Source organism: Bradyrhizobium sp. S69 (assembly GCF_009766005.1).
GTDB lineage: Bacteria > Pseudomonadota > Alphaproteobacteria > Rhizobiales > Xanthobacteraceae > Bradyrhizobium.
The window spans coordinates 267,412-290,609 of the sequence record NZ_LMUK01000043.1 but is presented as its reverse complement, the minus strand read 5'-3'; the positions used below and the strand labels follow the sequence as shown (position 1 = coordinate 290,609).

Here is a 23,198-nt window from a genome sequence, read left to right as displayed (position 1 = left end):
GAAAACATGTATCCGGATCCGACCTCGCGTTCGCACCAGCTTTATGACCGGGCGTTGTCCAGCCTGCCGGGCGGCAACACCCGCACCACCGTCTACATGAAGCCCTATCCGATCTATGCGGCGCGCGGCGAGGGATGCCGGGTCTGGGATGTCGACGGCAACAGCTACATCGACTGCATCAATAATTTCACCTCGCTGATCCACGGCCACGCCCATCCGCATTTGATTGAGGCTGCGACCCGGCAACTCGCGATCGGGTCGGCGTTTGGGCTGCCGACGGAGTCCGAGGTCGACCTCGCCGAGTTGATCGCGCGGCGATTGCCGTCGGTGGAGCAGGTTCGGTTCACCAATTCGGGCACCGAGGCGGTGATGATGGCGCTGAAAGCCGCCCGCGCCTTTACCGGGCGGCCGAAAATCGCCAAATGCGAGGGCGCCTATCACGGCTCTTACGACTACGCCGAAGTGAGCCTCGATCCGACGCCCGAACAATGGGGCGGCAATGCCCCGGTTTCGGTGGCTTACGCCAAGGGCACGCCCGATAACGTGCTGGCGGACGTGATCACCATTCCCTTCAACGATCCGGAAGCCGCCGTCAGCCTGATCCGGGAACACGGCGCCGAATTGGCCTGCGTGCTGGTCGATCCGATGCCGAACCGGGCCGGTCTGGCGCCGGCCGACACGGCCTATCTGGAGGCGCTGCGCCGGATCACGCGCGAGGTCGGCGCGCTCTTGATCTTCGATGAAGTGATTACTTTTCGGCTGGGGTATCGCGGCGCGCAGGGGCTATGGGGCATCGATCCCGATCTGACCACGCTTGGCAAGATCATCGGCGGCGGCTTTCCGGTCGGCGCGGTCGCAGGCCACAGCGAATTCATGGCGGTGTTCGATCCCCGATCGGGCAAGCCGGCGCTGCCGCATGGCGGAACGTTTTCCGCCAACCCCGTGACAATGCGCGCAGGAATCGCTGCGATGGAATTACTCGATGAAGCGGCGTTTGCGCGCCTCGACAGCATCGGCGAGGCCGTTCGCTCCGGCATCAACGAGGCCTTTCGAAAAAGCGGCGTGGCCGGCGGCACAGTCGGCCTTGGTTCGCTGCTGAAGATTCATTTTGCCGATCATCCGGTCCGCGACTACCGCTCGGCCTATCTGACCGAGCAGGAGACAAGGCGCCAGACCATGTTCCATCGCGCCATGCTCAATCGTGGCGTGCTCGCTGCCGGCTACGGACTGATGGCGCTGTCGACGCCGATGACCGATGCCGATGTCGAGGCCATCGTCGCGGCGGCATCAGGCGCGCTGGCGGAAGTGTCGGCCATGACTTGAGCAAACGGCCTGACCCGCGTCGCTTCAATCCACCGAAAATTCTCCTTCAGGCAGAACGTCTCATGTCGCTCAATATCTCGGCCAAGATCGATCCGATCACGCGTTCCGTCGTTCAGCACCGGCTGAGCTCCATCGTCAAGGAAATGGGCGAGGCGATGCTTCGCACCTCCTATTCGCAAATCCTGAACTCGAGCCGCGATTTCTCGCTGGCGATCTGCGATACCGGCGGGCGGTTGATCGCGCAGGCCGATCACCTTCCGGTGCATGTCGGCGCGCTGCCCTGGGCGACGCTCGCGGTCGAGCAACGTTTCAAGGACGTCGCACCCGGCGACGTCATTCTGCTCAACGATCCCGATTATGGCGGCAGCCATCTGCCTGATCTCACGGCGTTCGTGCCGGTATTCGCCGACGGCAAGCGTCTGCTCTGGACCGTCGTGCGTGCCCATCAGAGCGATATCGGCGGCGCCACCCATGGCGCCTACAATCCCGGTGCCACCGAGATATGGCAGGAAGGCTTGCGCGTTCCGCCGATCAAGCTCTACGAGGCGGGCCGGCCGCGCGAAGATCTGCTCGATCTGCTGGCGCTGAACGTCCGAAACCCCCGCGAGTTTCGCGGCGATCTCGCGGCGATGCTGGGGGCGGCGCATCTCGGCGAGCGCGGCGTCGCAAAACTGTTCGGCGAGTTCAGCGCGCCGGTGGTCGAAGCCGCGATCGAGGCGATCCTTGACGCCACCGAGCAGCAGACCCGTGCGGTGGTTTCGACCTGGAAGGACGGCGTGTTCCACGGCGAGGCGTTTCTCGACGATGACGGCCATGGCCGCAGTGACATCCGGATCGCCGCAAAAGTCACCAAGAAGGGCAGCGACATCGAGGTCGATCTGTCCTCTTCCGATCCGCAATCGACCAGTTTTGTCAATTCATCGCACGCCAACATGCAGGCCGCGGTGGCGATGGCGTTTGCTTATTTGATCGACGCCGAAATCCCCAAGAACACCGGCGCGCTGCGGCCGCTGAAGGTGATCGCCACGCAGGGGACGATTGTCTGGGCCGACTCCGGCCGGCCCGTCACGTTGTGCACCAGCCATCCCTCCAACGAAATCGTCGAAGCCATCATCAAGGCGATGTCGGCGTCCTGTCCGGAGCGCGCGATGGCCGGTTGGAGCCGCAGGTTCCGGATCGCGATCCAGGGCGAGAATCCGCGCACCGGGCGTCCCTTCATCTGGCATTTGTTTCAGGCACGACCCGGCGGCGGCGCTTCGTCGGGCGGCGACGGCTATTCGTCGATCGGCGAGTGGCACTCGGCCGGCGGCCTCAAATTCGGCAGCATCGAGGTCGCAGAGGTGCGCTTCCCGCTGCATTTCCGGCAACATGAATTTCGCGAAGGCTCCGGCGGCGATGGCCAATTCCGCGGTGGCCTCGGCGTGGCACTTGATCTCGTGCTGGAAACGGAGAAGCCCGCGAAGGGCAACACCGCCGGCGACGGCGCGCGTCACGGTCCTTGCGGCATGCTGGGCGGTGAGGACGGCGCGCCGCATCATTATCGGTTGCTGTCCGAGGGCCGCGAGCCACGTGTGTTGTTGACCAAGGAAGTCGGCATCGAACTTCGTCCCGGCGATTGCCTCGAAATACGCTCGTCCGGCGGCGGCGGCTGGGGGCCACCCGGGAAGCGATCCGCGCTGGCGCGCCAGCGTGACCGCGAACAGGGCCTGACCGCGCCAGATGCGCCGGCCGGGCGGGGTGCCCAATGATGTTCACCATCGGAATTGATGTCGGCGGCACCTATACCGATCTGGTCGCGATCGACGACCATGGCAAAATCGTTTTCGGCAAGTCGCCCTCGACGCCGGCGGATCAGTCCATCGGCGTGATGGCAGGATTGGACGAACTGGCGCGGCGTCTCAAGCTGACGCGCGCGGAGATGTTGGCATCTACAAATCGCATCGTGCACGGCACCACCGTGGCGACCAACGCTTTGCTGGAGCGCAAGGGCGCCAAGGTCGCGCTGCTCACGACCGAAGGCCATCGCGACGTGATCGAAATGCGCGAAGGCCTCAAGGACAACCGCTACGATCTGCGGTCGCCGCCGCCGGAACCGCTGGTGCCGCGCCATTTTCGTTTCGGCGTCAAGGAAAGGCTCAAGGCCAATGGCGAGGTCGCCATCCCGCTCGACGACCACTCACTTGTCGAGGCCATCGCTGCGATCAAGCGCTCCGGCGCGACCTCGGTCGCGGTTTGCTTCCTGCACGCCTATCTCAATCCGATCCACGAACTTGCCGCGGTCGAGCGGCTGACGCGCGAATTGCCCGGGGTCAGCGTGTCGCGTTCCAGCGATGTGCTGCCGCAGATCAAGGAATATGAGCGGGTCTCGACCACCATCGTGAATGCCTATGTCGGGCCGCTGGTGCGGCGTTATTTGACCACGCTCGAGCAACGCCTCGCCGAGGCGGGATTCAAAGGCAGTCTCTTTATCATCCTGTCGCATGGCGGCATGGCGCCGGTGGAAGAGGCGTCGCGGTTGGCTGCCGGCACGGTGTTGTCGGGACCCGCCGGTGGCATTTCCGGCGGCCGGCGCTGCGCGGATATTCTCGACCTTCCCAATCTGGTGCCGTTCGATATGGGCGGCACCAGCACCGATATCTCGCTGATCTCCGATGGCGCCGCGTCGTTGTCGGCCGACGGCATGCTGGCGGGACAGCGCATCGCGTTGCGCAGCCTCGATATCGCCAGCATCGCAGCCGGCGGCGGATCGATCGCCAGCGTCGATGCCGGCGGGACGCTTCAGGTCGGTCCGGAAAGCGCCGGCTCGGTGCCGGGACCGGCCTGTTACGGCAATGGCGGGGAAGCCGCGACCGTGACCGACGCCAACATCGTGCTCGGCTATCTGGATGCCGGCGCGTTCATGGGCGGCAAGCGTCCGCTCGATGCCGCGGCGGCTGCCGCTGCGGTGGAACGCGTGGCCGCCTCGCTCGGGCTTTCGCTGCAACAGGCCGCCGCGGGCATCTCCCGCATCATCAATCTGAAGATGGCCGATGGCATCCGGCTGATGACGTTGCGCCGCGGCGTCGATCCCCGGCGCTTTGCGCTGTTGAGTTTTGGCGGCGCAGCCGGCGTGCACGCCGTCGAGGTCGCGCGCGAGCTCGAGATCAAGCGCATCATCGTGCCGATCGCGGCCTCGGTGTTGTCGGCGTGGGGCATGCTGACCTGCGATCTGCGCTACGAGGTGAGCCGGACCTATTACGGCACGGGGAAACGCATTTCGCCCGAGGAGGTGCGCGATATTTTCGCCGGCTTGGAGCAGCAGGCGGCGGGCCGGCTCCGTTCCTGGTTCGGCGGCCCGATCGCTGTGCAGCGGTCGGCCGAGATGCGTTACGGCGAGCAGGTGTTCGAGATCGATGTTTCGCTGGATGGTCTTGGGTGGGACGATCCGTCGCTGGTCGACCAGATCGAGGATCGCTTTCATCGCCGCCACGAGGAGCTCTACACCTACGCGTCACGGGACCAGGAAGTCGTGTTCGTAAACGCGCGGGTCGCTGCGGTCGGCGAAGTTCCGCAAACCGGACAGGCGGAGAAGCTGGCGCCATCGACGCTCGCCTGCGCGCCGCGCTCGACGCGCAAGGCGTTCTTCGGCGAATGGATCGACGTGCCGGTCTATGCGCTTGACGACCTCGGGCACGGCCATGCCTTCGCCGGCCCTGCGATCGTCGAGGCCGAGACCACGACGGTGGTCATCGGCGCGCAAGATCGCTTGACGGTCAACGCGCTGGGCTGGCTGGATATCGCGGTGGGGTGATCGGTGTTCTGCCTGATCTTGAGAGGCTGACTCAAATAGCAGCCAACGACATCAGGCACTTTTGACAAAGCTCGTCATGCCCGGGCTTGTCCCGGGCATCCACGTCTTCTTTGCAGTAAAGCAAGAAAGACGTGGATGGCCGGGTCAAGCCCGGCCATGACGAAAAGAAATCACCAGATTGATTTTTCCGGCGGGGCAAATCACACGATGTTGTGTCCAGCCTCATTCACATCTCCATCATTTCTGATTTTCAGAAATTATCCTTGACTCTTGACCCAACTCACCTGCTTAATCTTCGCATCCCGTCCCGAGAGAGGGGGCGTTGGCCATCGTCACTGACGTTGGGGCGGGGAGCGATGGACGCGGATGCGCTTTTGACGAACAGCGTGTGAAGCGGACGGCAAAGTCGTGTGGTCCTGACGCCCCGATGGCAGGTGTCAAGTCGGCGATGATACTTCGTATCGCGCTGGCGACGGTGACAAGCAAGCCAGGTCTCGCCGGGGAGAGCACGATATAAGCTGTAAAACCATTGCGCAGGGAAGGCCGGACTGCTTCCGCTGAACCTGTATGCTCATGTGCGTTTTTTTGTATGCCTTTGCACATGAGACCGCGGGTGCAGCGCGCACCCGGTCTTCCCTGCGCCCTCTCTTGAGGGTCGCCCTGCGCCCTCTTGTTTTGAGGGCAAATGAATTTGCAAACCTCGGGCGAATGCCGTCGCGAGAACGCGGAAGTGTGTTTGCGATCGTAGCCCGATGAGCCAACGGGTCGCGCGAATGCGCGCTCCTCATAGCTAGACATGCATTGGCCGTCATCCTGAGGCGCGAGCCCTTGCGAGCCTCGAAGGATGGCCGCAAGGACGGCGCTGAACACCATCCTTCGAGGCGCGCCGAAGATGGCGCGCACCTACGGGCGAACGCTCCGCGTTCGTCCCGGGGATGACGTCGGTGATTGCTTCACAGCCTCTCAGGATGAGGGCAGGGAAACGCCCGACTATACAGGCAGATGCGGCGTGGTGTTCGGCTGCAGCGCTGCTTCGGCCTCGCTCTCGTCCGGCAGGACGCCATCATGAACATGCAGCCGCGTTCCGATCCAGAAGGGGTCGGCGGTATGGTCCCGGCGCGGATTGGTGGTGTTCGGATGAATCAGGATGCTGAGGCCGAGATGATTGAGCATCAGCCAGGGCACCAGCGTCGCAAACACCTGCTTTGCGAACGCCACCTGGAACATCGGCTGGTCATGCGGGCCGACGTTCACGTCGTGCCAATTTCCAAGCCGGACCGAAAAACGCTCGCCGATCCAGTGGCGCAATTGTTCGGCCTTCGCCCGGGTTGTCGCGGGATCGTAATAGATATGGGCGTGATAACTTGCGATCTCCGCAACCGGGCGCGGCGCCGGTGTCTCTGTTGTCATGCACTATCATCCCATGGTTTCGTTGACAGAATACCGGTCCCTTCGCCACAACGCCAGCGACCGTTGCGTTGCATGAGAAACCGATGACGTGGAGGAAGCGTATGTTTCGGCAGTTTTGGCTTGTCACGGTGACAACGCTGCTGGTCCTGACCGGACCGGGCGTCCCGGTCGCGGCGGCGGGCTTTCCGGATCATCCCGTCCGCATCATCGTGCCGTTTCCGGCCGGCGGCTCCAACGATGTCGTGGCGCGCTTCCTGGCGATGAAGTTGTCCGAGGCCTGGGGCCAGCAGGTCATCATCGACAACCGCGCCGGCGCCGGCGGCAATATCGGCGCGGAAATGGTGGCGCAGTCCACGCCCGATGGCTACACGCTGTTGCTGACGGCGCCGCCGCCGCTCGCCGTCAATCAATCGCTGTATCCGCAATTGCCGTTCGATCCGATCGCCGATTTCGCGCCGGTGGCGCTGGTTGCCTCGGTGCAGATCGTGCTGGCGGTCAATCCGGAGGTCAAAGCGACCGATGTGCGCGGGCTGATCGCACTGGCAAAGGCCGCGCCCGGCACGCTGAATTTTGGCTCGTCGGGTTACGGCTCGACCAATCATCTGGCCGGCGAATTGTTCAAGAAACTTGCCGGCATCGATATCGTTCACGTGCCCTATCGAGGTGCTGCGCCTGCGATGAACGATCTGGTCTCGGGGCATATTCCGATTCTGTTCGACAACATGCCCGCGGTGCGTCCGCAGGCGCTGGCCGGCGCAATCCGCCCGATCGCGGTGGCGGGCGCCGCGCGCTCGCCGTTGCTTCCTGACGTGCCGACCATGGCGGAGGCCGGCGTTGCCGGCTTCGAGGCGTCTTCCTGGTTCGGGCTGGTGGCGCCGGCCAAGACGCCGCCCGAATTGATGAAGACGCTGACGGAGACCGTGATGAAAGTGTTGCGCGATCCGGATCTGGCGAAAAAACTGGCCGACGTCGGCGCCGAGCCTGGATCGCTGTCGGGCAGCGAATTCGGCGCCTATCTGCATGCCGAGGCCGATAAATGGGGCAAGCTCATCAAGGATGCCGGCGTCGTGATGCAGTGATCTGATGTGTCGTTAAAGAGAGAAAGAAAAACGCATGACCGATAAACCCTCCACGCTCGACCAGCTCGAGAGCCGGTACACCGAGATGATCGGTTTCACGCCGCCCAAAATCGCCAAACGCCTCAAGCTCGGCATGCAGGTCGATCCGGAACTGGTCACGGCGCTGGAAGATTGGCGCATCGCGGCGCTGACGCCCAAGGCGCTCGACCAGAAGACGGTCCAGCTGATGTCCTTTGCGATCCTGCTCGTGCAAACGTCGGAGGCGGCGGCCAATCATGCCAAGGCCGCGATACGGGCCGGCGCCACCCTGGAGGAATTGCATGCGTCGGCGGCGATCGCCGCATTGTTTCGCGGCGTCGCCGCGTTCAACCTCGCCGGAGAGATCCTGAGTACGTTGTTTCCGGAAGGCTGAGCTGGCGTCACCGTTGGCAGACTTGCATAGCTCGCGACAATGGCGTGCGCGCGGAAACGTTGCCGCCTCACGATAACTGAACTAAATGCGACGCAAACGCCGACATTCGATACGGCGGAAAGAACATGATGCAGATCCTCCCGACGCCGGTGGCGTCGGGAGGATCGTGCTGGGAACAACAGGGATCATCCATGTCGCAGTCGGCGATCGAGCAGCGCACCCTGAACAAGGTGGCGTGGCGGGTGCTGCCGTTGGTCGTGGCGGCCTATTTCGTCGCCAATCTGGATCGCTCGAACATCAGCTACGCAGCGTTGCAGATGAACCAGGACCTGCATTTGTCCGCCGAGCAATTCGGTCAGGGCGCGGGCCTGTTCTCCCTGACGTATCTTCTGCTGGAAATTCCCAGCAATCTGGCGCTCGAGCGATTTGGCGCGCGGCTCTGGATTGCGCGCATCATGATCACGTGGGGCCTGATTTCCGCAGGCACCGCGATGGTCGTCGGGCCGGTCAGCTTTATCTCGCTTCGGCTGCTGCTGGGCGCCGCCGAAGCCGGACTTGTTCCGGGCGTCCTGCTCTACATCACCTACTGGTTTCCCAACGTCTTGCGCGGCCGGGCGGTGGCGATCTTCCTGGTCGCGGCGCCGATCTCCAATGTCGTCAGCGCGCTGCTGTCGGTGCCGCTGTTGGGGATGGACGGCTTCGCCGGATTGCACGGCTGGCAGTGGCTATTGATCTTGGAAGCATCGCCCGCGGTGATCCTTGGTATCGTGGTCGCCCTGGTGATGACGAACAAGCCGTCGGACGCCAAATGGCTCAGCGCGGAAGAACGTGTGTGGCTACAGACCCGTCTCGATGAAGAGAAGATAAAGTCGGTCGGCCCGAAGCCGAGCTGGTGGCAGACCGCGCTCAAGCCGAAAGTGATGGCGCTGGCGTTGGTCTATGCCGGGCGTAATGTCGGGGCGTTCGGCATCACGTTCTTTCTGCCGCAAATCGTTCGCGATCTCGGGCTGAATACGACCGAAATCGGTACGGTGAATTCCTTGTCCTATCTCGCCGCGGTGATCGGCATGGTGTTGTGGGCGCGCAGCTCGGACCGGACCGGCGAACGCCGTTGGCATTTGACGGCCTCCCTGGTAGTGGCGGCCGCGGGTTTGGCCGTAGCCGCGTGGCTGGGCGGTTCGCAATGGTCGTTGCTGGCGCTGGCGATCGCGGGCATCGGTTACTACGCATGCCCGCCGGGCATTTTTGCCATCACTCCCAGCGTGCTGGCGCCGACTGAGGCCGCCGGAGGTCTTGCCTTCATCAACTGCTTTGCGCAGCTCGGATCGATCGCGGGTCCTTATGGCGCGGGTTGGATCAAATCGGAGACCGGAAGCTTCCAGGACGCGATGTACTTCATGGCGGCGTTTTCGATTCTGGCCGCCATCATCGCCGCCTGCATCGGCGTGCCCGATAAGGCGGCATCAACCCCGACTGCGGCCGGCGGGCAAGCCGCGCTGCCAAAACTTTCCTGAGTGGTGTGAGGATGACGATGATCGAGGGCGCGACCGATACCCACATGCACATCTACGAGCCGGGCTACCCGCTGAATGAATTCGGCCATGCGCGTGCCGAGCCGGCGGCGGGCCTCGTCGACTATCGCAATGAGATAGCCCGGCTTGGCCTGTCTCGAACCGTCATCGTGCAGCCGTCGGCCTACGGGACCGATAATCGCTGCACACTGGCGGCGATGGCTGCGTTGGGTGAGGCCGCGCGCGGTGTGGCGATCTTGCCGGAAGATGTCAGCGACGCCGAAATAACCCGCCTTGCCGGTCTCGGTATGCGCGGCCTTCGCTGCTTGATGGACATTCCAGCCGGCATGATGGATTGGGACCGTACCCGTCGGATGGCGCCGAGATTTACCGAGCGCGGCTGGCATCTCGTCCTGCAATTCGCAGGGGCTGAATTTCCCGAGCGCGAGCAGGCGCTGCGTGCGCTGCCCGGCCATTTCATCATCGATCACCTCGGCAAGTTCGCCGGCGCGCTGGATGCCGACGGCGCTGCCATCGCTGTGCTGTTTCGGCTGCTGGATACCGGGCGCGTCTGGGTAAAGCTTTCCGCGCCGTATCACGCGGATCGCGATGGGCCGCCGCACTATCGTGATGTGCAGGACCTGGCGCGACGGCTGGTGGCGCATGCGCCCGAGCGATGTCTTTGGGGCAGCAATTGGCCGCATCCCGGCCGAACGCCACGGCCGGATAACGCGACGCTGCTCGCGCTGCTGGCGGAGTGGGCGCCTGATCCGACCGCAGTGCGGAAAATCCTGGTGGACAATCCGGCGTTTCTGTACGGCTTCGGATAGGCCACAGCCATCCACCAGGTTCCGCGCGATACCTGTCGCATATCGCTCCTTCCGAACATAGTATTGGCGGCGCCGGCGGGCGCACCGGAGGATGGTCCAGCCGTTCCGGCGTAAACGGCGTGACAAAAAAAGAACAAGGGAGGATGCGGATGGCCGAATACATGGCGGGCAATGTCGCCGATTACGCCGACGGCGATCGCAAGGTGGTCGTGTGCGGCGAATTCGAAGTCGGCGTATTCCGGATCGGCAGCGAGTTTTACGCCTGGCATAACCGTTGCGCGCACCGCGCTGGTCCGGTCTGCCAGGGCCGCATCATGAAGCGCGTGCTGGAGGCGACAGCGGACGACATGACCGTGCGCACCCAGTCCTATGACGAGGCCGAGAGTCATATCGTCTGTCCGTGGCACGGTTACGAATTCAGCATCAAGACTGGATACCACCAGGGCAGCAGCCGATTTCGTCTGCGCAAGGCCGAACTCGCGATCCGGGATGGAGAAATCTATGTCAGTCTCTGAAGCAGAACGCGGCAAAGAAGAACGTAAGAACGACCAATATGGCTGGATCGATTCGATCGCGCCGGATCTGCTGCGCGCATCGCGCGAACTGGTCGAGCAGGGCGAAGCCTCGCGCGTTTCCGACCAGGCGGTAGCCGAAATGCTGACCGCGGCGATTCGGCTCTATGTGGCAAAATCCGACGGCGAGGAACGAACCTTCTCGCCGATCGCAGGCAGCCGCGACAGCGAGATGACACCGACCGAACTATTGTCGGCGGTGTCGGAAATGCTGCGCGCGATGCATCTCGGCCCGATGGAACTGGCGCTGTGGTATCGCCGGCGCCCGGATGAGGACACCTACGCCGGAGGGCAATCATGAACATCCAAGGCAAGATCGGCCCGCAATATGCCGGCGTGCAGCAGATCGACGTCCACACCGATACCCGCGATGTGCTTGCGCATGCCCGGCGCAACGCTATCAAGCGCGGCCTCCAGGACTGGTTCGTGTGCGACATCGACGCCCACCACGTCGAAACCGTGTCGTGGAAGGAGATCGTCACCTACATCGAAGACCCGGTCGTGCGCGACAACGCGATACGCTGGCAGGCGGAGCGGATCGGCGCGCCGCCTTATGGGCTGAACGGCGACCTCGGGCTGCGCTATCAGTCGGTCGGCGGACGCATTCCGCATCAGGACGGCCAGCAGGAGATCGTCAAGGAGACCGACGTCCATCGCGACGTCACCCTGACGCGTCGGGCGATGGATTCGCTTGGCGTCGACAACATGGTGGTGTTCCCGACGCCGATGCTGTTTCTCGGGATGCATCCACAGTCGGAAATGGAGGTGTGGCTCGGCAACGCCTATAACCGCTGGCTGATCGATCGCATCCTGTCCGCCGACGACAGAATAAAGTCGCTGATCTATCTGCCGTTCAATACGCCGAAGGAGGCCGAGCGCACCGTCAGGGAGTTAGGCGACAAGAAGGGCGTGATCGGCTTCTGTGTCACCAGCACGCGCAACAAGCCGGTGCACCACAACGACTATATGCGGCTGTATTCCATGATCGAGGAGACCGGCAAGCCGCTGGCGTTCCATGCCGGTTATCACTGGCAGGATCCGTCGCTTGCCACCGTGAACCGGTTTCTCGGCATGCACGCGCTGGGGTTTGCCTGGTGCAACATGGTGCATATGACGAACTGGGTGCTGAACGGGATTCCCGAGCGGTTTCCAAAGCTCAAGACGCTGTGGATCGAAAGCGGCCTGGCGTGGGTGCCGTTCCTGATGCAGCGGCTCGACGACCAGTATCTGATGCGCCCGTCCGAGGCGCCGCAACTCAAGCGGCTGCCCAGCGAATACATGAACCACAATTGCTTCTATACGACCCAGCCGATGGAGACGACGCATCCCAAGGCACTGGAAGTGACCTTCGAGATGATCAAGGCCGAGACGCAATTGATGTTCGCGTCCGACTGGCCGCATTTCGATTTCGACCTGCCGCAGGAGATTTGCGATCTGCCGTTCCTGACCGAGCAAGCCAAGCGCAACATTTTGGGCCTAAACGCCGCGCGGCTGTTCAACCTCGACCCAACACCCGTGAAAAATTTGATGGGTGACTGAACGAGGCTGAAGCCCGCCGCCAGAAGCGGGCACGCCTCCGCAAACAAAAAATACGGGGAAACGATGTGATGACCACGATATCAGTCGCGGACGGCGGGTCCGTCCAAAACGAACGGGTCGCGACCATCAGGAAAGTATGGCTGCGGCTGATCCCGTTCCTGTTCGTGCTGTACGTCATCAATTATCTCGACCGCATCAATATCGGTTTTGCCGCGCTGTCGATGAACAAGGATCTGGCGCTGACCGCGACCACGTTCGGTCTCGCCAATTCGATCTTCTATATCGGCTATGTCGCCTGCGAGATCCCGAGCAACCTCCTGATGGCGCGCTACGGCGCCCGGATCTGGATCGCGCGCATCCTGATTTCATGGGGGCTGGCGTCCGCCGCCACCATGCTGGTGGTCGGTCCCAACAGCCTGTATCTGATCCGGTTCCTGGTCGGTGTGCTCGAGGCCGGCTTCGTGCCCGGCGTGCTGCTGTATCTGACTTACTGGATTCCGAGTTCGCACCGTGCCCGCGCCAACGGCTACCTGATGATGGCGCAGCCGGTGGCGATGGCGCTTGGCGGCGGCGTGTCGGGCCTTATCCTGGATCACTCCAATGGGGCGTTCGGCCTGCAAGGTTGGCGCTGGCTGTTCCTGCTGGAAGGATTGCCGGCGGTGATCCTCGGCGTGGTCGCCTATCGCTATCTCACCGACAAACCGAAAAATGCAAACTGGCTCGACGAGCCCGAGAAGAACACCCTGACATTGCTGCTCGCCGACGACCAGGCGGCGTCCGGCCGGCAGACAAAAGTTTCGGTGTGGCGGCAAGTCACCGACGTCAGGATATTGCTGCTGGCGCTGGCGTATTTCTGCCTGGTCAACACGCTCAACGCCAACGGCAGCTGGATCCCGACCATCGTGCGCGAAGTGCTGAAGGCCTATTCGCTATCGCAGGTCGGTTTTATCACCGCCATTCCCGCGCTCGCCGCGCTGGTTCTGATGCCGTTGTGGAACCGCAGCTCCGACCGGATGCAGGAACGGGTCTGGCACGTGGTCGCGGCGATGGCGATGGCGGCCGTTGGGTGGCTGGTGGTGATTTACGTTCCCGAGCCGGAATGGCGGCTGGTCGGCCTGATCTTCACGGTCTCCGGTGGCTTCTGCGCGATGAGCACCTTCTGGACCTTGCCGCAGTCGTTGTTGTCGGAAGCGGCGCGGCCGGCGGGAATTGGCTTGATCAGCGCGGTCGGGCTATTGGGTTCGGCGGTGAGCCCGGCCGTGATCGGGTTCCTGCGCGACCTGACCGGCAATTTTTCCGCAGGGCTGTTCTACGTCACGGCGCTGCTGGCGGTTTCGATCGCGCTGGTGTTGATCGTTTCGCGGCTTCGCCCGGTTGCAGCGTAAACGTCGTCGCCCGGCTCATACGCGTTTGGAAATCATCGCTGTGAGCTCCGCTCTCACGCGATCCATGACGCTGTCGTAGTCGCGCGGCTTTGGTTGCCGGAACAGGCGTATCGTCGGGTACCAGGGACTGTCATCGCGGCCGAGCAGCCAGCGCCAATCCGGATTATACGGCAGCAATATCCAGGTCGGGCACCCGAGGGCGCCGGCGAGATGGGCGACGCTGGTGTCCACCGTGATGACCAGATCAAGGCAACGCAGCAATGCAGCGGTCTCGACGAAATCGGTGAGATCGGCTGTCAGATCTAGGATGCCGGTGAATTCAAGCAGGAGCTGCTTGTCGTCGGGCCTTGGGTCTTTCTGCAGGCTTATGAAAGCCGCGTCGGCGTCGAGGATGCGGGAAAGCGTGCGCAGCGGGATCGATCGATTTCGGTCGTTCCTGTGGTTTGGATTGCCGGACCAGACCAGGCCCACCCGCAGCCTGTGATGTGGACCAAGGCGACTTTCCCAGGCCTGCACGCGGCTTGCCGCGAGGGCAGGCAAATACGAGATTCCCGAAGGAATCGTATCGAGGCGGGTTGCAAAGGCCAGCGGCAGGCTGGACATCGGACAATGGAAGTCGAACGGCGGCAACGTATGGGCCGGGAATGGAAAACATTGGGAGACGCCGGCGAGGTTCGACAGCAACGGATAGGCCGGGCCATCAACGACCAGAATCACGCGTGCGCCGCGCGCCGCAAGCATCGGCACGTAGCGTGCGAACTGAATGGTGTCTCCAAAACCTTCGTCGACATGGACGAGGATCGTCTTGCCGTCGATGGCTTCCTTGCCGAGCCATATCGGCTGGGAGAATTTTGGATAAGGCGCCGAAAACGATGGAATCTTGCGCCGTGCTTCATGCCCGGCCCAACCAGATTCGAAATTCCCCAGCAGCAAATGCAGCTGTCCCAGGCTGATGTCCACCTCGGCGCTACCAGGGTCGAGACTCCTCAGGCGATCATAACTAGCAATGGCTTCTTCGGAGCGATGAAGTTGACCAAGCACGAGGGCCTTGTTGGTCAGCGCTTGAATGAAGTCCGGCTCAAGTTCCAGGGCCCGGTCGAACCATTGCAGAGCCTCTTCCTGCCGGTCGGGCAATCGCGCCAGGATATCGCCCACGCCATTGCACGCTCCGGTATCGCGGGGATCGAGTGTGCAGGCCTGCTGGCTGTCCTGCAACGCCTCCTCGAGCCGATTCATATCGCGAAGCGAGCGGGAGCGCGCGCGCAGCGTCAAGGCATGGTCCGGCTTTAGCCGATTGCACAGATCGAAGTGTTCGACTGCCTCCGCGAGCCGCCCCAACTGATGGAACAGGACCGCGCTTTGATAAGCCGCTTCCCAATGACTTGGATTGAGCGTCAGGATGTGCTGAAAGCTCAACAGCGCATCCGCGGGACGCTCCAACGCCAGCAAAACGTTGCCGAGGTTCTTCCACAATTCGGCGACATCCGGCTTGAGCTGCACCGCCTTGTCGAAGGCCTTGAGCGCCTCCTCGAGCCGCCCCTGGCTTTGCAGGGCGGTGCCGAGGGTGACGAGATATTCCGACTTGGGCGCTTGCCGCAAGGCGCGCGCGACCCACTCAACGGCGTGATCGTATTGCTTGGCGTGGAGCGACAGCATGCCCATCAGATTCAGGCTGTCGGCGTGATTTGAATCCGTGGCCAAAGCTTGCTGGCAGCAGATCTGCGCATCGAGGTATTGCCCGGTTCGCAGATGGCGCAGGCCGGCTTCGTAAAGCGCGGCAGGGCTGCCAGGCTCGCTGGCCTGGGATTTTCGGCCGGCGGCCCGGCGCTCTTGGCGATTCATCCGCGCATTCCACGATGATTTGATCCCCAACCTCTAGATGATTCTGCCGTGACCGGGAACGCAGCCGCGGTAGGGCATCAGTTTTTCTTCGCCGAAGCCACATGGCCGTCTTGGCGCGTGCCCTTGAATTTGGTCGTGTTTCCGGGCTCGATCCGCTAGCCTGCGCTCAACGATAATGAGGGACGCCGGAACAGCACATGATCGAGCTGCGTCAGTTGCGACAGTTCATCGCCGTTGCCGAAGAACTCAGTTTTCGCCGCGCCGCCGATCGCCTGCACATGGCGCAGCCGCCGCTCACGGTGACGATCAAGCAGATCGAGGAAGAGGTGGGAACGCTGTTGATCGAGCGCACCAACCGGATCGAGCGCTTGACGCCCGCGGGCCTGGTGTTTCTCGAAGAATGCCGGCGTACGGTGATACAGGCGGAGCGCGCCATTGCAGCGGCGCGGCGCGCCGGCGCGGGGCTATCCGGTGCGCTGCGGGTGACCTTCGTGGCGAGTGCCGCGCGTGAAATCCTGCCGGCCATCCTGCGCGCGTTTCGCGAGCAATATCCCGACGTCGAGCTGACGCTGACCGAGGCGATGACGGCGCAACAAATCGCCAGGATCCAGGCCGATGAGGCCGATGTCGGCTTCGTGATTCCGCCGCTGCGCGATGCCGACGGGCTCAGCGTCGATGTGGTCGCAAAAAACCAGATGGTCGCGGCCATTCCGGAAAGCCATCCGTTGGCGCAGCGTCCCTCGGTCGCGCTGGCCGATCTCGCCTTCGAACCCTGGATCATTTTCCCCGCACGGCAGGGACCGGGCTTGCACGAGCGGGTGCTCAGCGCCTGTGCCCAGGCCGGCTTCGTGCCGCGGGTCGGCCAGGAAGCCTTGCAGATGGACACCATCGCCAGCCTCGTGGCCGGCGGCATGGGGGTCGGGCTCGTGACCCGCAGTATTGCCACCGCCAACCGGCCCGGCGTGGTGTTTCGCGATCTCACCGGACTGGGCACCCCGGTCGAATACGAACTCGCGATCGCCTATGGCCGCCCGACGCCCTTGCTGGATGCATTCACCGCCGTGATCCGGTCGCGCACCAACTGGATGGGGCCTGCTTCGGTTTAGGCAAGAAAAGCTGGCCGCTATGCCCCCGCGAAGGCTTCCCGAGCCCGATTTCGCGGCCTATCTTGCGGTCCAGACAAGCGAAAAGTACCAGGGGAGACGACCATGACCGGCCCGATCGACGAACAACTCGGCTTTGCGCCGGACTACGATTCCCCGGTCCCCTATATGCAGCGGACCCGCGATTATTACACCGCGATCGGCTACACCACGGCCTACCGCTGGGCGCATTATGTCGAAGCGCCGTTCCAGAAGCTGAAAAAGCCGCTGGCGCAATCGCGCGTGACGATCGTCACCACCGCGGCCCCCTACGATCCGGCCAAGGGCGACCAGGGCCCGGGCGCGGCGTATAACGGCGGCGCCAAGTTCTACAAGGTCTATGATGGCGACACCTCGAAGTCGCATGATCTGCGGATCTCGCATATCGGCTACGACCGCAAGCACACCACCGCGACCGACAGCGGTACCTGGTTTCCGCTGCCGCAGCTCCTGAAGGCTAAGGCCACGGGGCGGATCGGCGAGGTCGCCCCGCGCTTCTTCGGCGCGCCGACCAATCGCAGCCATCGCGTCACCATCGATACCGATGCGCCGGAGATTCTGGCGAACTGCCTCGCCGACAAGGTCGATGTCGCCGTGATCGTGCCGAACTGCCCGGTCTGCCACCAGACCTCGGCGTTGGTGGCCCGTCACCTCGAAGCCAACGGCATTGCGACCGTGGTGATCGGCTGTGCCAAGGACATCATCGAGCATGCCGCGGTGCCGCGCTTTTTGTTCTCCGACTTCCCGCTCGGCAATTCAGCCGGCAAGCCGCACGACATCGCCTCGCAGGCGCAGACGCTCGAACTGGCGCTCGGCCTATTGGAATCCGCCAGCGGCGCGCGTACCACGATGCAGTCGCCGCTGCGCTGGAGCGCGGATGCGTTCTGGAAGCTCGACTACAACAACATCGCGCAGATGAGTCCGGAAGAGCTGGCGCGGCGCCGCGCCGAATTCGACAAGCAAAAGGAGATCGCGCGCGGCAACCGGGCGGCGTGAGGCCGGCCGCGCCGATCAAGGCGAAGACGACAACAACAACAAAGAATAGTTTCAGGAGGACGTCCCGTTGACCCGACCGTTCGAAGGCGTGAAGATTCTCGACTTTACGCAGGTGCTGGCTGGCCCTTACGCGAGCTACCAGCTCGCGCTGCTTGGCGCCGACGTCATCAAGGTGGAACGGCGCGAAGGCGAGGATATGCGGCGCACGCCGCTGAGCCGCGAATGGGCGGAGCGTGGCCTTGCCCCGGGGTGGCAGGCGATTAACGGCAACAAGCGCAGCCTGACGCTCGATCTGCAGAAGCCGGAGGCGATCGCGATCGTCAAGCGGCTCGCCGCCGAGGTCGATGTCGTGATGGAGAACTTTCGCCCCGGCGTGATGGACAGGCTCGGCATCGGCTATGCGGGTTTGTCCGCGATCAATCCAAAACTGATCTATTGCGCGATCTCGGGTTTTGGGCAGACCGGCCCGGAACGTCTTGGCGCCGGGTATGACGGCAAGATCCAGGCGCTGTCCGGCATCATGGCGATCACCGGCCATCAAGCGACAGGCCCGACCCGTGCCGGCTTTGCGATCTGCGACGTGCTGTCCGGCGCGACCGCGGCGTTCGGCGTGTCGAGCGCCCTGTTCCAGCGCACCCATACCGGCAAGGGGCAACTGGTCGACGTCTCGATGCTGGAGGCGACGCTGGCGTTTTTGTCGGGGCAGGTGGCGGATTACACCGTCGCCGGCCATCGCCAGCAACAGTCCGGCAATCAGGCCGTCAGCCGCAGGCCGACCGCCAATCTGTTTAGGGCGGGCGAGGGCTATCTGCTGCTCGCGGTGAACAGCGAGAAGCAGTACCAGTCGCTGATGACCGCGATCGGTCGTGCCGATGCGCTGCAAGACCCGCGCTTCGTCGACTGGTTCGCCCGGCAGGAAAACGAGCCGGCGCTGCGCGAGATCATCGAGCAAGCGCTCGCGAAGAAAGATCCGCGCGAATGGGAAAAGATCCTCGACGCCGCCGGCGCGCCCTGCGCCAGCATCTGGAAGGTCGAGGAGGTGATCGACCATCCGCAGATTGAGGCGCGCGCGGCGCTTCAGGAGGTCGATACGCCCTACGGCCGCTTGCGGTTTGCCGGCAGTGGCTTCCGGCTTGCCCATGGTGGCGGCAGGCTCGATTCGATGGCGCCGGCGCTCAGCGCCCACACCGATGAGGTGCTGGGCTCGCTCGGCTACGCCTCCGCCGAGATAGCGGATCTGCGCGCGCGCGAGATCATCTGAGCTCGGTGGAAGCCGACGCGCTTTCCAGAGCGTTTTCGAGCGAAGTGGGTACCGGTTCGCGTGAAGAAAACGCGTTAAAACAAAAGACTCTAGCCTTTCGGAAAATCCTTGCGCATCGCGATTTCAGCGGCGTCGGCGGGAGACAGCACCGGCCGCTCGAAGATCGGTTGCGGCTCGGTGACGATATCGTACAGCGAAATCTGCTTGATCGGCTTCGCCAGCAACAGCTTGATACAGTCGGCAAGCGTGCCGTTATACACCAGATAAGGCGGCCTGCCGTTCAGGCGCTGGTTATTCAGCGATGGCCATTTTTTCAAATCGGCCGGCGCGTCATAGGCGATCGGAAGGCTCTCTTTGAACATGGCTCGACCGTGGGTGTCATCCACTCCTGAATCTGAGCCAAGCTGGTAAACAGAAGCTGAACGCCGCACCGCGTCGGGTCTGATACGTCTATCAAAAAACCGCGAAACCAACGAAGAAGTCTCGCGTCGGCGGACTTGGACCAGGCGGACTTGGCTGGGCGTGCTCGGACAGCCAAGGTGGCTTGAAGCGGCGCGGCCGGTAGATCGCGGTTGCAGGATAAAAAACCCCGTCCGAAAGGGGACTAACGGACGGGGGCAGAGCATTTGGAGTAAAACACGCTCGACGCTCATCAAGCGCGGCAAATTATAAAACAAAACGGTTGATCGGACAGCGACCGAACAATCCGCAATCTGGCGAATTTTGTCGCCTGCCGTCTAATAAAAAAGTGTCCATCTGATTACATTTTTGGCGACGCCTGTTGGCGTTCGATCCGGGTCGTCAGCGACGATGCTTCGGTCGGCTCGATGGCGTGCGTAGTCAGCTTTGCTGAGAGTGCGCGATTCGCTTTAGCGTAAGCCTGCGTGCAACGACCGACCGTATTGTCGCGGCGTTGGTGAACTTAGATTGCTACATAGGAAACGTATTCGTATCGCTCGAAGATTTAATAGCGAAAAAATAGTTTCTTTCTCCAAACTAAGATTTTTGTTCGAACAAGCATTGGTGTTGTCGTCCGAACACAGCCGCTGTTGCGGAATCTCGATATCGTGCTGCAGCAATTACGCCATCGAGGAATTTCTATGAAAAGGCTTGCTCTTGCATTCGGTGTTGTCAGCATTAGCGCTGTCAGTGCCTTTGCTGCCGATCTTCCGGCGCGTACCTACACCAAGGCGCCGCCGATGATGGCCGCTTACGACTGGTCCGGCTTTTACGTCGGCGCCAATGGTGGTTATGGTTCGTCCAGCGACTGCTGGAATTTGGATAATATTGGAGGTGTGCCGATCGGGGGTATTGTCCCCGAGGGTTGTCATGACGCCACCGGAGGCGTGGCCGGCGGCCAGATTGGCTATCGCTGGCAGACCGGCGCCTTGGTGGCCGGCCTCGAAGGGCAGGGCAACTGGGCAAATCTGCGTGGATCCAGTTTAAGCTCCGCACTTGGCTCTGCCGTCACCAACCAATCGAAGATCGACGCGTTCAGTCTGTTCACGGGTCAGTTCGGCTATGCGTGGAATAATACCTTGCTCTACGTGAAGAGTGGCCTCGCAGTCACCAGCGACAAGTATCAGGGAATAATCCCGGCCACGGGGATCGCGCTCGATACGGCCAGCGAAACCCGTGTTGGCTATTCGGCCGGGGTAGGTCTCGAATATGGCTTCACGCCGAACTGGTCGCTCGCGGTCGAGTACGACCACTTCTTCATGTTCGAAAGCGATAACCCCTTTACTGCGGTTGCAGGAGGTGCGCTCACGCGCGTCGATAGCATCCACCAGGACGTCGACCTCGTCACCGCGCGCCTGAACTATCACTTCGGCGGTCCGGCGGTCGCACGGTACTGATTGAAAATTCTCTCCAGCGAACTTCAAGCCCCGGCATTGCCGGGGCTTTTTTCGTCCGATCCGTTACCTGATGTTACTGACCGCCTCGCTCAGCGCCCGGGCGCAGGCCTGAAGCACGGGCAGAAACTGGTTGCGCAGATCGGCGGCACGGACGCGGGCGGAGGCGGCGCTGACGCTGATCGCGGCGACGATTTGGCTGCCGTCGCCGAACACGGGCACCGCAAGCGCGCGCATGCCCAATTCCAGTTCTTCGTCGCTGATCGCGTAGCCGCGCTTGCGCACCGCCTGGATCTCAGCCAGTAGCGCCGCCAGCTTGGTGATGGTGTGCGGCGTCCGCGCCGGCAGCGGCTTGCGGCCGATGCGTTGGCCGATCTCGGTGTCGGGGAATTGACTGAGCAGGACCCGTCCGGTCGCCGAACAATACACCGGCAGGGTGGCGCCGACGCGAACGCCGGTCGACAGGATATGCTGGGCTTCCGCGCGCGCGATGAACAACGATTTGTCGTCGTCGAGCACAGCCAGCGAAACCGATTCGGCCAGTTGGTCGCGCGCGTGTTTCAATAGCGGATCGGCTAGCCGGGCCATCTGGTCACGTTTCGTCGTGGCACCGCCCAACCGCCGCAGCCGCGGCAGTGGGCGGAACTCGCGTCCCGCCTGCTCGACATAGCCGAGTTCGGTCAGCGTGATCAGGCAACGCCGGGCCGCGGCGCGGCTGATGTCGGTGGTTCGTGCGGCGTCGGAGACGCTCAGCACGCCATGGGCGGCCAGCGCCTCGATGATGGCGAGGCCCTTGGCAAGCCCACCCATGCCTTCGTTCGATCGTTCGCTGGATGCAACCCTTGCAGGCATAGAGCGGCCTTGACAGTGATTTAGAGGACGTCCAATTTGTTCGGTATAGAGACAATGTTCGATATCCGAACATTTGTCATTGGGCCTGTCAAATAAAAACAAACAAAAATGGGGCATCAGCCGATGCCTAACAGGACAATCAGACCAGGACCCTCAGAGATGTTGCACGAAACGCACGAATTGCGGCCTGCGGAAACCCTGACCCGGGTGCCGTATTGGGTGTTCCAGACCGCGGAGACCTACCGCCAGGAGCAGGAGCGCATCTTTCAGGGGCCGTCGTGGCACTACCTGGCGCTCGACGTGGAACTGCCCGAAGCCGGCGACTTCCGCACCACCAGAATCGGCGACACGCCTGTTGTGGTCACCCGCGACAATGATGGCGAGATCTATGCCTTCGAGAATCGCTGCGCGCATCGTGGCGCGCTGATCTGCCTCGACAGTCACGGCAAGGGCAAAAAGGACTTTAGCTGTGTCTACCACGCCTGGACCTACGACCGGCAGGGTAATCTCAAGGGCATCGCGTTCAAGGATGGCGTCAAGGGCAAGGGCGGCATGCCCGAGAGTTTTCGCATGGAGGACCACGGGCCTCGCAAGCTGCGGATCGCGATCCTGCACGGCCTCATCTTCGGATCGTTTTCCGAAGAGGTGCCACCGATCGAGGAATATCTCGGTGACGAGATTTCATCGCGGATCGAGCGTGTGCTCGGCGGCCGCAAGCCGGTCGTGCTCGGACGCGTCACGCAGGTGCTGCCGAATAACTGGAAACTCTACATGGAGAACGTCAAGGACTCCTATCACGCCAGTATCCTGCATCTGTTTTTCACCACCTTCGAGCTCAACAGGCTGTCGCAAAAAGGCGCGATCATCGTCGACGAGAGCGGCGGCCATCACGTCAGCTATTCGGCGATCGATACGGCCGCAGAGAAAGACGCCGAATACGCCAAGCAGCAGCTTCGTTCGGAAAGCCAGTACAAATTGGCGGACCCGTCGTTGCTGCAGGGCTTTGACGAATATCATGACGGCGTGACCTTGCAGATCTTGTCGGTGTTCCCGACCTTCGTGCTGCAGCAGATCCAGAATGCCATCGCAGTACGCCAGATCGTGCCGCGCGCGATCGACAAGACCGATCTCAACTGGACCTATCTCGGCTTTGCCGACGACACGCCGGAGCAGCGGCTGACCCGGCTCAAGCAGAATAATCTGGTGGGACCCGCCGGCTATATCTCGATGGAAGACGGCTGCGTCGGCGGTTTCGTCCAGCGCGGCATCGCCGGTGCTTCCGAGCAAGAGGCGATCCTGGAGATGGGCGGCAGCGGAGCCCAGAGTAGCGAAAGCCGCGTCACCGAGGCCTCCGTTCGCGGCTTCTGGAAAGCCTACCGCAGCCAGATGGGCATGTGAGGC

Annotated in this window: 20 protein-coding genes and 1 pseudogene; 16 read left to right on the top strand and 5 right to left on the bottom strand. The window is 62.6% G+C overall.

Annotation, left to right across the window (positions count from 1 at the left end; all coding sequences use genetic code 11):
* Nucleotides 1-6 precede the first annotated feature (6 nt).
* The 3 genes from GSQ88_RS23740 (at nt 7) to GSQ88_RS23730 (ending at nt 5,113) form a co-directional block, all read left to right on the top strand.
* Nucleotides 7-1,323 carry an aspartate aminotransferase family protein gene (locus tag GSQ88_RS23740; protein WP_159010183.1) on the top strand — a complete coding sequence of 439 codons (1,317 nt, stop codon included), beginning with the start codon at nt 7-9 and terminating at the stop codon, nt 1,321-1,323.
* A 62-nt stretch (nt 1,324-1,385) separates the two neighbouring features.
* Nucleotides 1,386-3,071 carry a hydantoinase B/oxoprolinase family protein gene (locus tag GSQ88_RS23735; RefSeq protein ID WP_246784959.1) on the top strand — a complete coding sequence of 562 codons (1,686 nt, stop codon included), beginning with the start codon at nt 1,386-1,388 and terminating at the stop codon, nt 3,069-3,071.
* The gene (locus GSQ88_RS23730; protein ID WP_246784957.1) at nt 3,068-5,113 is read left to right on the top strand and encodes a hydantoinase/oxoprolinase family protein; all 2,046 of its coding nucleotides are present in this window, start codon (nt 3,068-3,070) and stop codon (nt 5,111-5,113) included. Before GSQ88_RS23735 ends, GSQ88_RS23730 begins: the two co-directional genes overlap by 4 nt.
* A 990-nt stretch (nt 5,114-6,103) precedes the next feature.
* Here GSQ88_RS23730 and GSQ88_RS23725 read toward each other — a convergent pair.
* Nucleotides 6,104-6,523: a DOPA 4,5-dioxygenase family protein gene (locus GSQ88_RS23725; RefSeq protein ID WP_159010182.1), complete on the bottom strand. Its 420-nt coding sequence runs from the start codon at nt 6,521-6,523 to the stop codon at nt 6,104-6,106.
* 101 nt (nt 6,524-6,624) lie between these two features.
* Here GSQ88_RS23725 and GSQ88_RS23720 point away from each other — a divergent pair, with 101 nt between their 5' ends.
* The 8 genes from GSQ88_RS23720 to GSQ88_RS23685 all read left to right on the top strand — a co-directional run bounded on the left by GSQ88_RS23720 (nt 6,625) and on the right by GSQ88_RS23685 (nt 13,851).
* A complete protein-coding gene (locus tag GSQ88_RS23720; RefSeq protein WP_159010181.1) occupies nt 6,625-7,602 on the top strand; it encodes a Bug family tripartite tricarboxylate transporter substrate binding protein in 978 nt (325 codons plus the stop codon).
* Nucleotides 7,603-7,636: 34 nt separating this feature from the next.
* Nucleotides 7,637-8,014 carry a carboxymuconolactone decarboxylase family protein gene (locus GSQ88_RS23715; RefSeq protein WP_159010180.1) on the top strand — a complete coding sequence of 126 codons (378 nt, stop codon included), beginning with the start codon at nt 7,637-7,639 and terminating at the stop codon, nt 8,012-8,014.
* Nucleotides 8,015-8,205: 191 nt separating this feature from the next.
* Nucleotides 8,206-9,528, top strand: coding sequence for an MFS transporter (locus tag GSQ88_RS23710; RefSeq protein ID WP_210253874.1), 1,323 nt, complete (start codon nt 8,206-8,208; stop codon nt 9,526-9,528).
* Between the two features lie 11 nt (nt 9,529-9,539).
* Entirely contained in the window at nt 9,540-10,355 is an 816-nt protein-coding gene (locus tag GSQ88_RS23705) for an amidohydrolase family protein (protein WP_159010178.1), read from the top strand.
* A 149-nt stretch (nt 10,356-10,504) separates the two neighbouring features.
* A complete protein-coding gene (locus GSQ88_RS23700) occupies nt 10,505-10,870 on the top strand; it encodes a Rieske (2Fe-2S) protein (protein WP_159010177.1) in 366 nt (121 codons plus the stop codon).
* The gene (locus GSQ88_RS23695) at nt 10,857-11,228 is read left to right on the top strand and encodes a hypothetical protein (RefSeq protein WP_159010176.1); all 372 of its coding nucleotides are present in this window, start codon (nt 10,857-10,859) and stop codon (nt 11,226-11,228) included. Before GSQ88_RS23700 ends, GSQ88_RS23695 begins: the two co-directional genes overlap by 14 nt.
* Nucleotides 11,225-12,466 carry an amidohydrolase family protein gene (locus GSQ88_RS23690; RefSeq protein ID WP_159010175.1) on the top strand — a complete coding sequence of 414 codons (1,242 nt, stop codon included), beginning with the start codon at nt 11,225-11,227 and terminating at the stop codon, nt 12,464-12,466. The genes GSQ88_RS23695 and GSQ88_RS23690 overlap by 4 nt, the downstream gene beginning before the upstream one ends.
* Nucleotides 12,467-12,534: 68 nt before the next feature.
* Nucleotides 12,535-13,851, top strand: coding sequence for an MFS transporter (locus GSQ88_RS23685; RefSeq protein ID WP_159010174.1), 1,317 nt, complete (start codon nt 12,535-12,537; stop codon nt 13,849-13,851).
* Nucleotides 13,852-13,866: 15 nt separating this feature from the next.
* Here GSQ88_RS23685 and GSQ88_RS23680 read toward each other — a convergent pair whose 3' ends face one another.
* Together GSQ88_RS23680 and GSQ88_RS35785 are read right to left on the bottom strand one after the other, a co-directional pair.
* Nucleotides 13,867-15,123 (bottom strand): tetratricopeptide repeat-containing glycosyltransferase family protein, encoded by a 1,257-nt coding sequence (locus tag GSQ88_RS23680; protein ID WP_246784991.1) that lies wholly within the window; start codon nt 15,121-15,123, stop codon nt 13,867-13,869.
* Between the two features lie 48 nt (nt 15,124-15,171).
* A pseudogene (locus GSQ88_RS35785) lies at nt 15,172-15,693 on the bottom strand (tetratricopeptide repeat protein); the annotation flags it as partial.
* Nucleotides 15,694-15,890: 197 nt separating this feature from the next.
* Between GSQ88_RS35785 and GSQ88_RS23675 the strand changes: the two are divergent.
* From GSQ88_RS23675 to GSQ88_RS23665, 3 genes are all read left to right on the top strand, one after another.
* Nucleotides 15,891-16,799, top strand: a complete 909-nt coding sequence (locus GSQ88_RS23675) for a LysR family transcriptional regulator (RefSeq protein WP_159010172.1) — start codon at nt 15,891-15,893, stop codon at nt 16,797-16,799.
* A gap of 102 nt (nt 16,800-16,901) precedes the next feature.
* Nucleotides 16,902-17,831 (top strand): glycine reductase, encoded by a 930-nt coding sequence (locus GSQ88_RS23670; protein ID WP_159010171.1) that lies wholly within the window; start codon nt 16,902-16,904, stop codon nt 17,829-17,831.
* 67 nt (nt 17,832-17,898) lie between these two features.
* Entirely contained in the window at nt 17,899-19,092 is a 1,194-nt protein-coding gene (locus tag GSQ88_RS23665) for a CaiB/BaiF CoA transferase family protein (protein WP_159010170.1), read from the top strand.
* An 89-nt stretch (nt 19,093-19,181) separates the two neighbouring features.
* Here GSQ88_RS23665 and GSQ88_RS23660 read toward each other — a convergent pair whose 3' ends face one another.
* The gene (locus GSQ88_RS23660) at nt 19,182-19,565 is read right to left on the bottom strand and encodes a hypothetical protein (RefSeq protein ID WP_246784955.1); all 384 of its coding nucleotides are present in this window, start codon (nt 19,563-19,565) and stop codon (nt 19,182-19,184) included.
* 627 nt (nt 19,566-20,192) lie between these two features.
* Between GSQ88_RS23660 and GSQ88_RS23655 the strand changes: the two genes are divergently transcribed.
* Complete coding sequence (locus tag GSQ88_RS23655) at nt 20,193-20,948, top strand: outer membrane protein (RefSeq protein ID WP_159010169.1); 756 nt, start codon at nt 20,193-20,195, stop codon at nt 20,946-20,948.
* 63 nt (nt 20,949-21,011) lie between these two features.
* Here GSQ88_RS23655 and GSQ88_RS23650 read toward each other — a convergent pair whose 3' ends face one another.
* Nucleotides 21,012-21,797, bottom strand: a complete 786-nt coding sequence (locus tag GSQ88_RS23650) for an IclR family transcriptional regulator domain-containing protein (protein WP_210253873.1) — start codon at nt 21,795-21,797, stop codon at nt 21,012-21,014.
* Between the two features lie 159 nt (nt 21,798-21,956).
* Here GSQ88_RS23650 and GSQ88_RS23645 point away from each other — a divergent pair, with 159 nt between their 5' ends.
* The gene (locus GSQ88_RS23645; RefSeq protein ID WP_159010167.1) at nt 21,957-23,195 is read left to right on the top strand and encodes an aromatic ring-hydroxylating dioxygenase subunit alpha; all 1,239 of its coding nucleotides are present in this window, start codon (nt 21,957-21,959) and stop codon (nt 23,193-23,195) included.
* Nucleotides 23,196-23,198: the final 3 nt, after the last annotated feature.

Coding starts and splice junctions, on each gene's coding strand:
- GSQ88_RS23730 (WP_246784957.1), top strand. CDS start 3,068: ATGATGTTCACCATCGGAATTGATGTCGGCGGCACCTATACCGATCTG.
- GSQ88_RS23670 (WP_159010171.1), top strand. CDS start 16,902: ATGACCGGCCCGATCGACGAACAACTCGGCTTTGCGCCGGACTACGAT.
- GSQ88_RS23655 (WP_159010169.1), top strand. CDS start 20,193: ATGAAAAGGCTTGCTCTTGCATTCGGTGTTGTCAGCATTAGCGCTGTC.
- GSQ88_RS23705 (WP_159010178.1), top strand. CDS start 9,540: ATGACGATGATCGAGGGCGCGACCGATACCCACATGCACATCTACGAG.
- GSQ88_RS23650 (WP_210253873.1), bottom strand. CDS start 21,797: ATGCCTGCAAGGGTTGCATCCAGCGAACGATCGAACGAAGGCATGGGT.
- GSQ88_RS23715 (WP_159010180.1), top strand. CDS start 7,637: ATGACCGATAAACCCTCCACGCTCGACCAGCTCGAGAGCCGGTACACC.
- GSQ88_RS23695 (WP_159010176.1), top strand. CDS start 10,857: ATGTCAGTCTCTGAAGCAGAACGCGGCAAAGAAGAACGTAAGAACGAC.
- GSQ88_RS23740 (WP_159010183.1), top strand. CDS start 7: ATGTATCCGGATCCGACCTCGCGTTCGCACCAGCTTTATGACCGGGCG.
- GSQ88_RS23690 (WP_159010175.1), top strand. CDS start 11,225: ATGAACATCCAAGGCAAGATCGGCCCGCAATATGCCGGCGTGCAGCAG.
- GSQ88_RS23685 (WP_159010174.1), top strand. CDS start 12,535: ATGACCACGATATCAGTCGCGGACGGCGGGTCCGTCCAAAACGAACGG.
- GSQ88_RS23700 (WP_159010177.1), top strand. CDS start 10,505: ATGGCCGAATACATGGCGGGCAATGTCGCCGATTACGCCGACGGCGAT.
- GSQ88_RS23725 (WP_159010182.1), bottom strand. CDS start 6,523: ATGACAACAGAGACACCGGCGCCGCGCCCGGTTGCGGAGATCGCAAGT.
- GSQ88_RS23710 (WP_210253874.1), top strand. CDS start 8,206: ATGTCGCAGTCGGCGATCGAGCAGCGCACCCTGAACAAGGTGGCGTGG.
- GSQ88_RS23675 (WP_159010172.1), top strand. CDS start 15,891: ATGATCGAGCTGCGTCAGTTGCGACAGTTCATCGCCGTTGCCGAAGAA.
- GSQ88_RS23645 (WP_159010167.1), top strand. CDS start 21,957: ATGTTGCACGAAACGCACGAATTGCGGCCTGCGGAAACCCTGACCCGG.
- GSQ88_RS23720 (WP_159010181.1), top strand. CDS start 6,625: ATGTTTCGGCAGTTTTGGCTTGTCACGGTGACAACGCTGCTGGTCCTG.
- GSQ88_RS23735 (WP_246784959.1), top strand. CDS start 1,386: ATGTCGCTCAATATCTCGGCCAAGATCGATCCGATCACGCGTTCCGTC.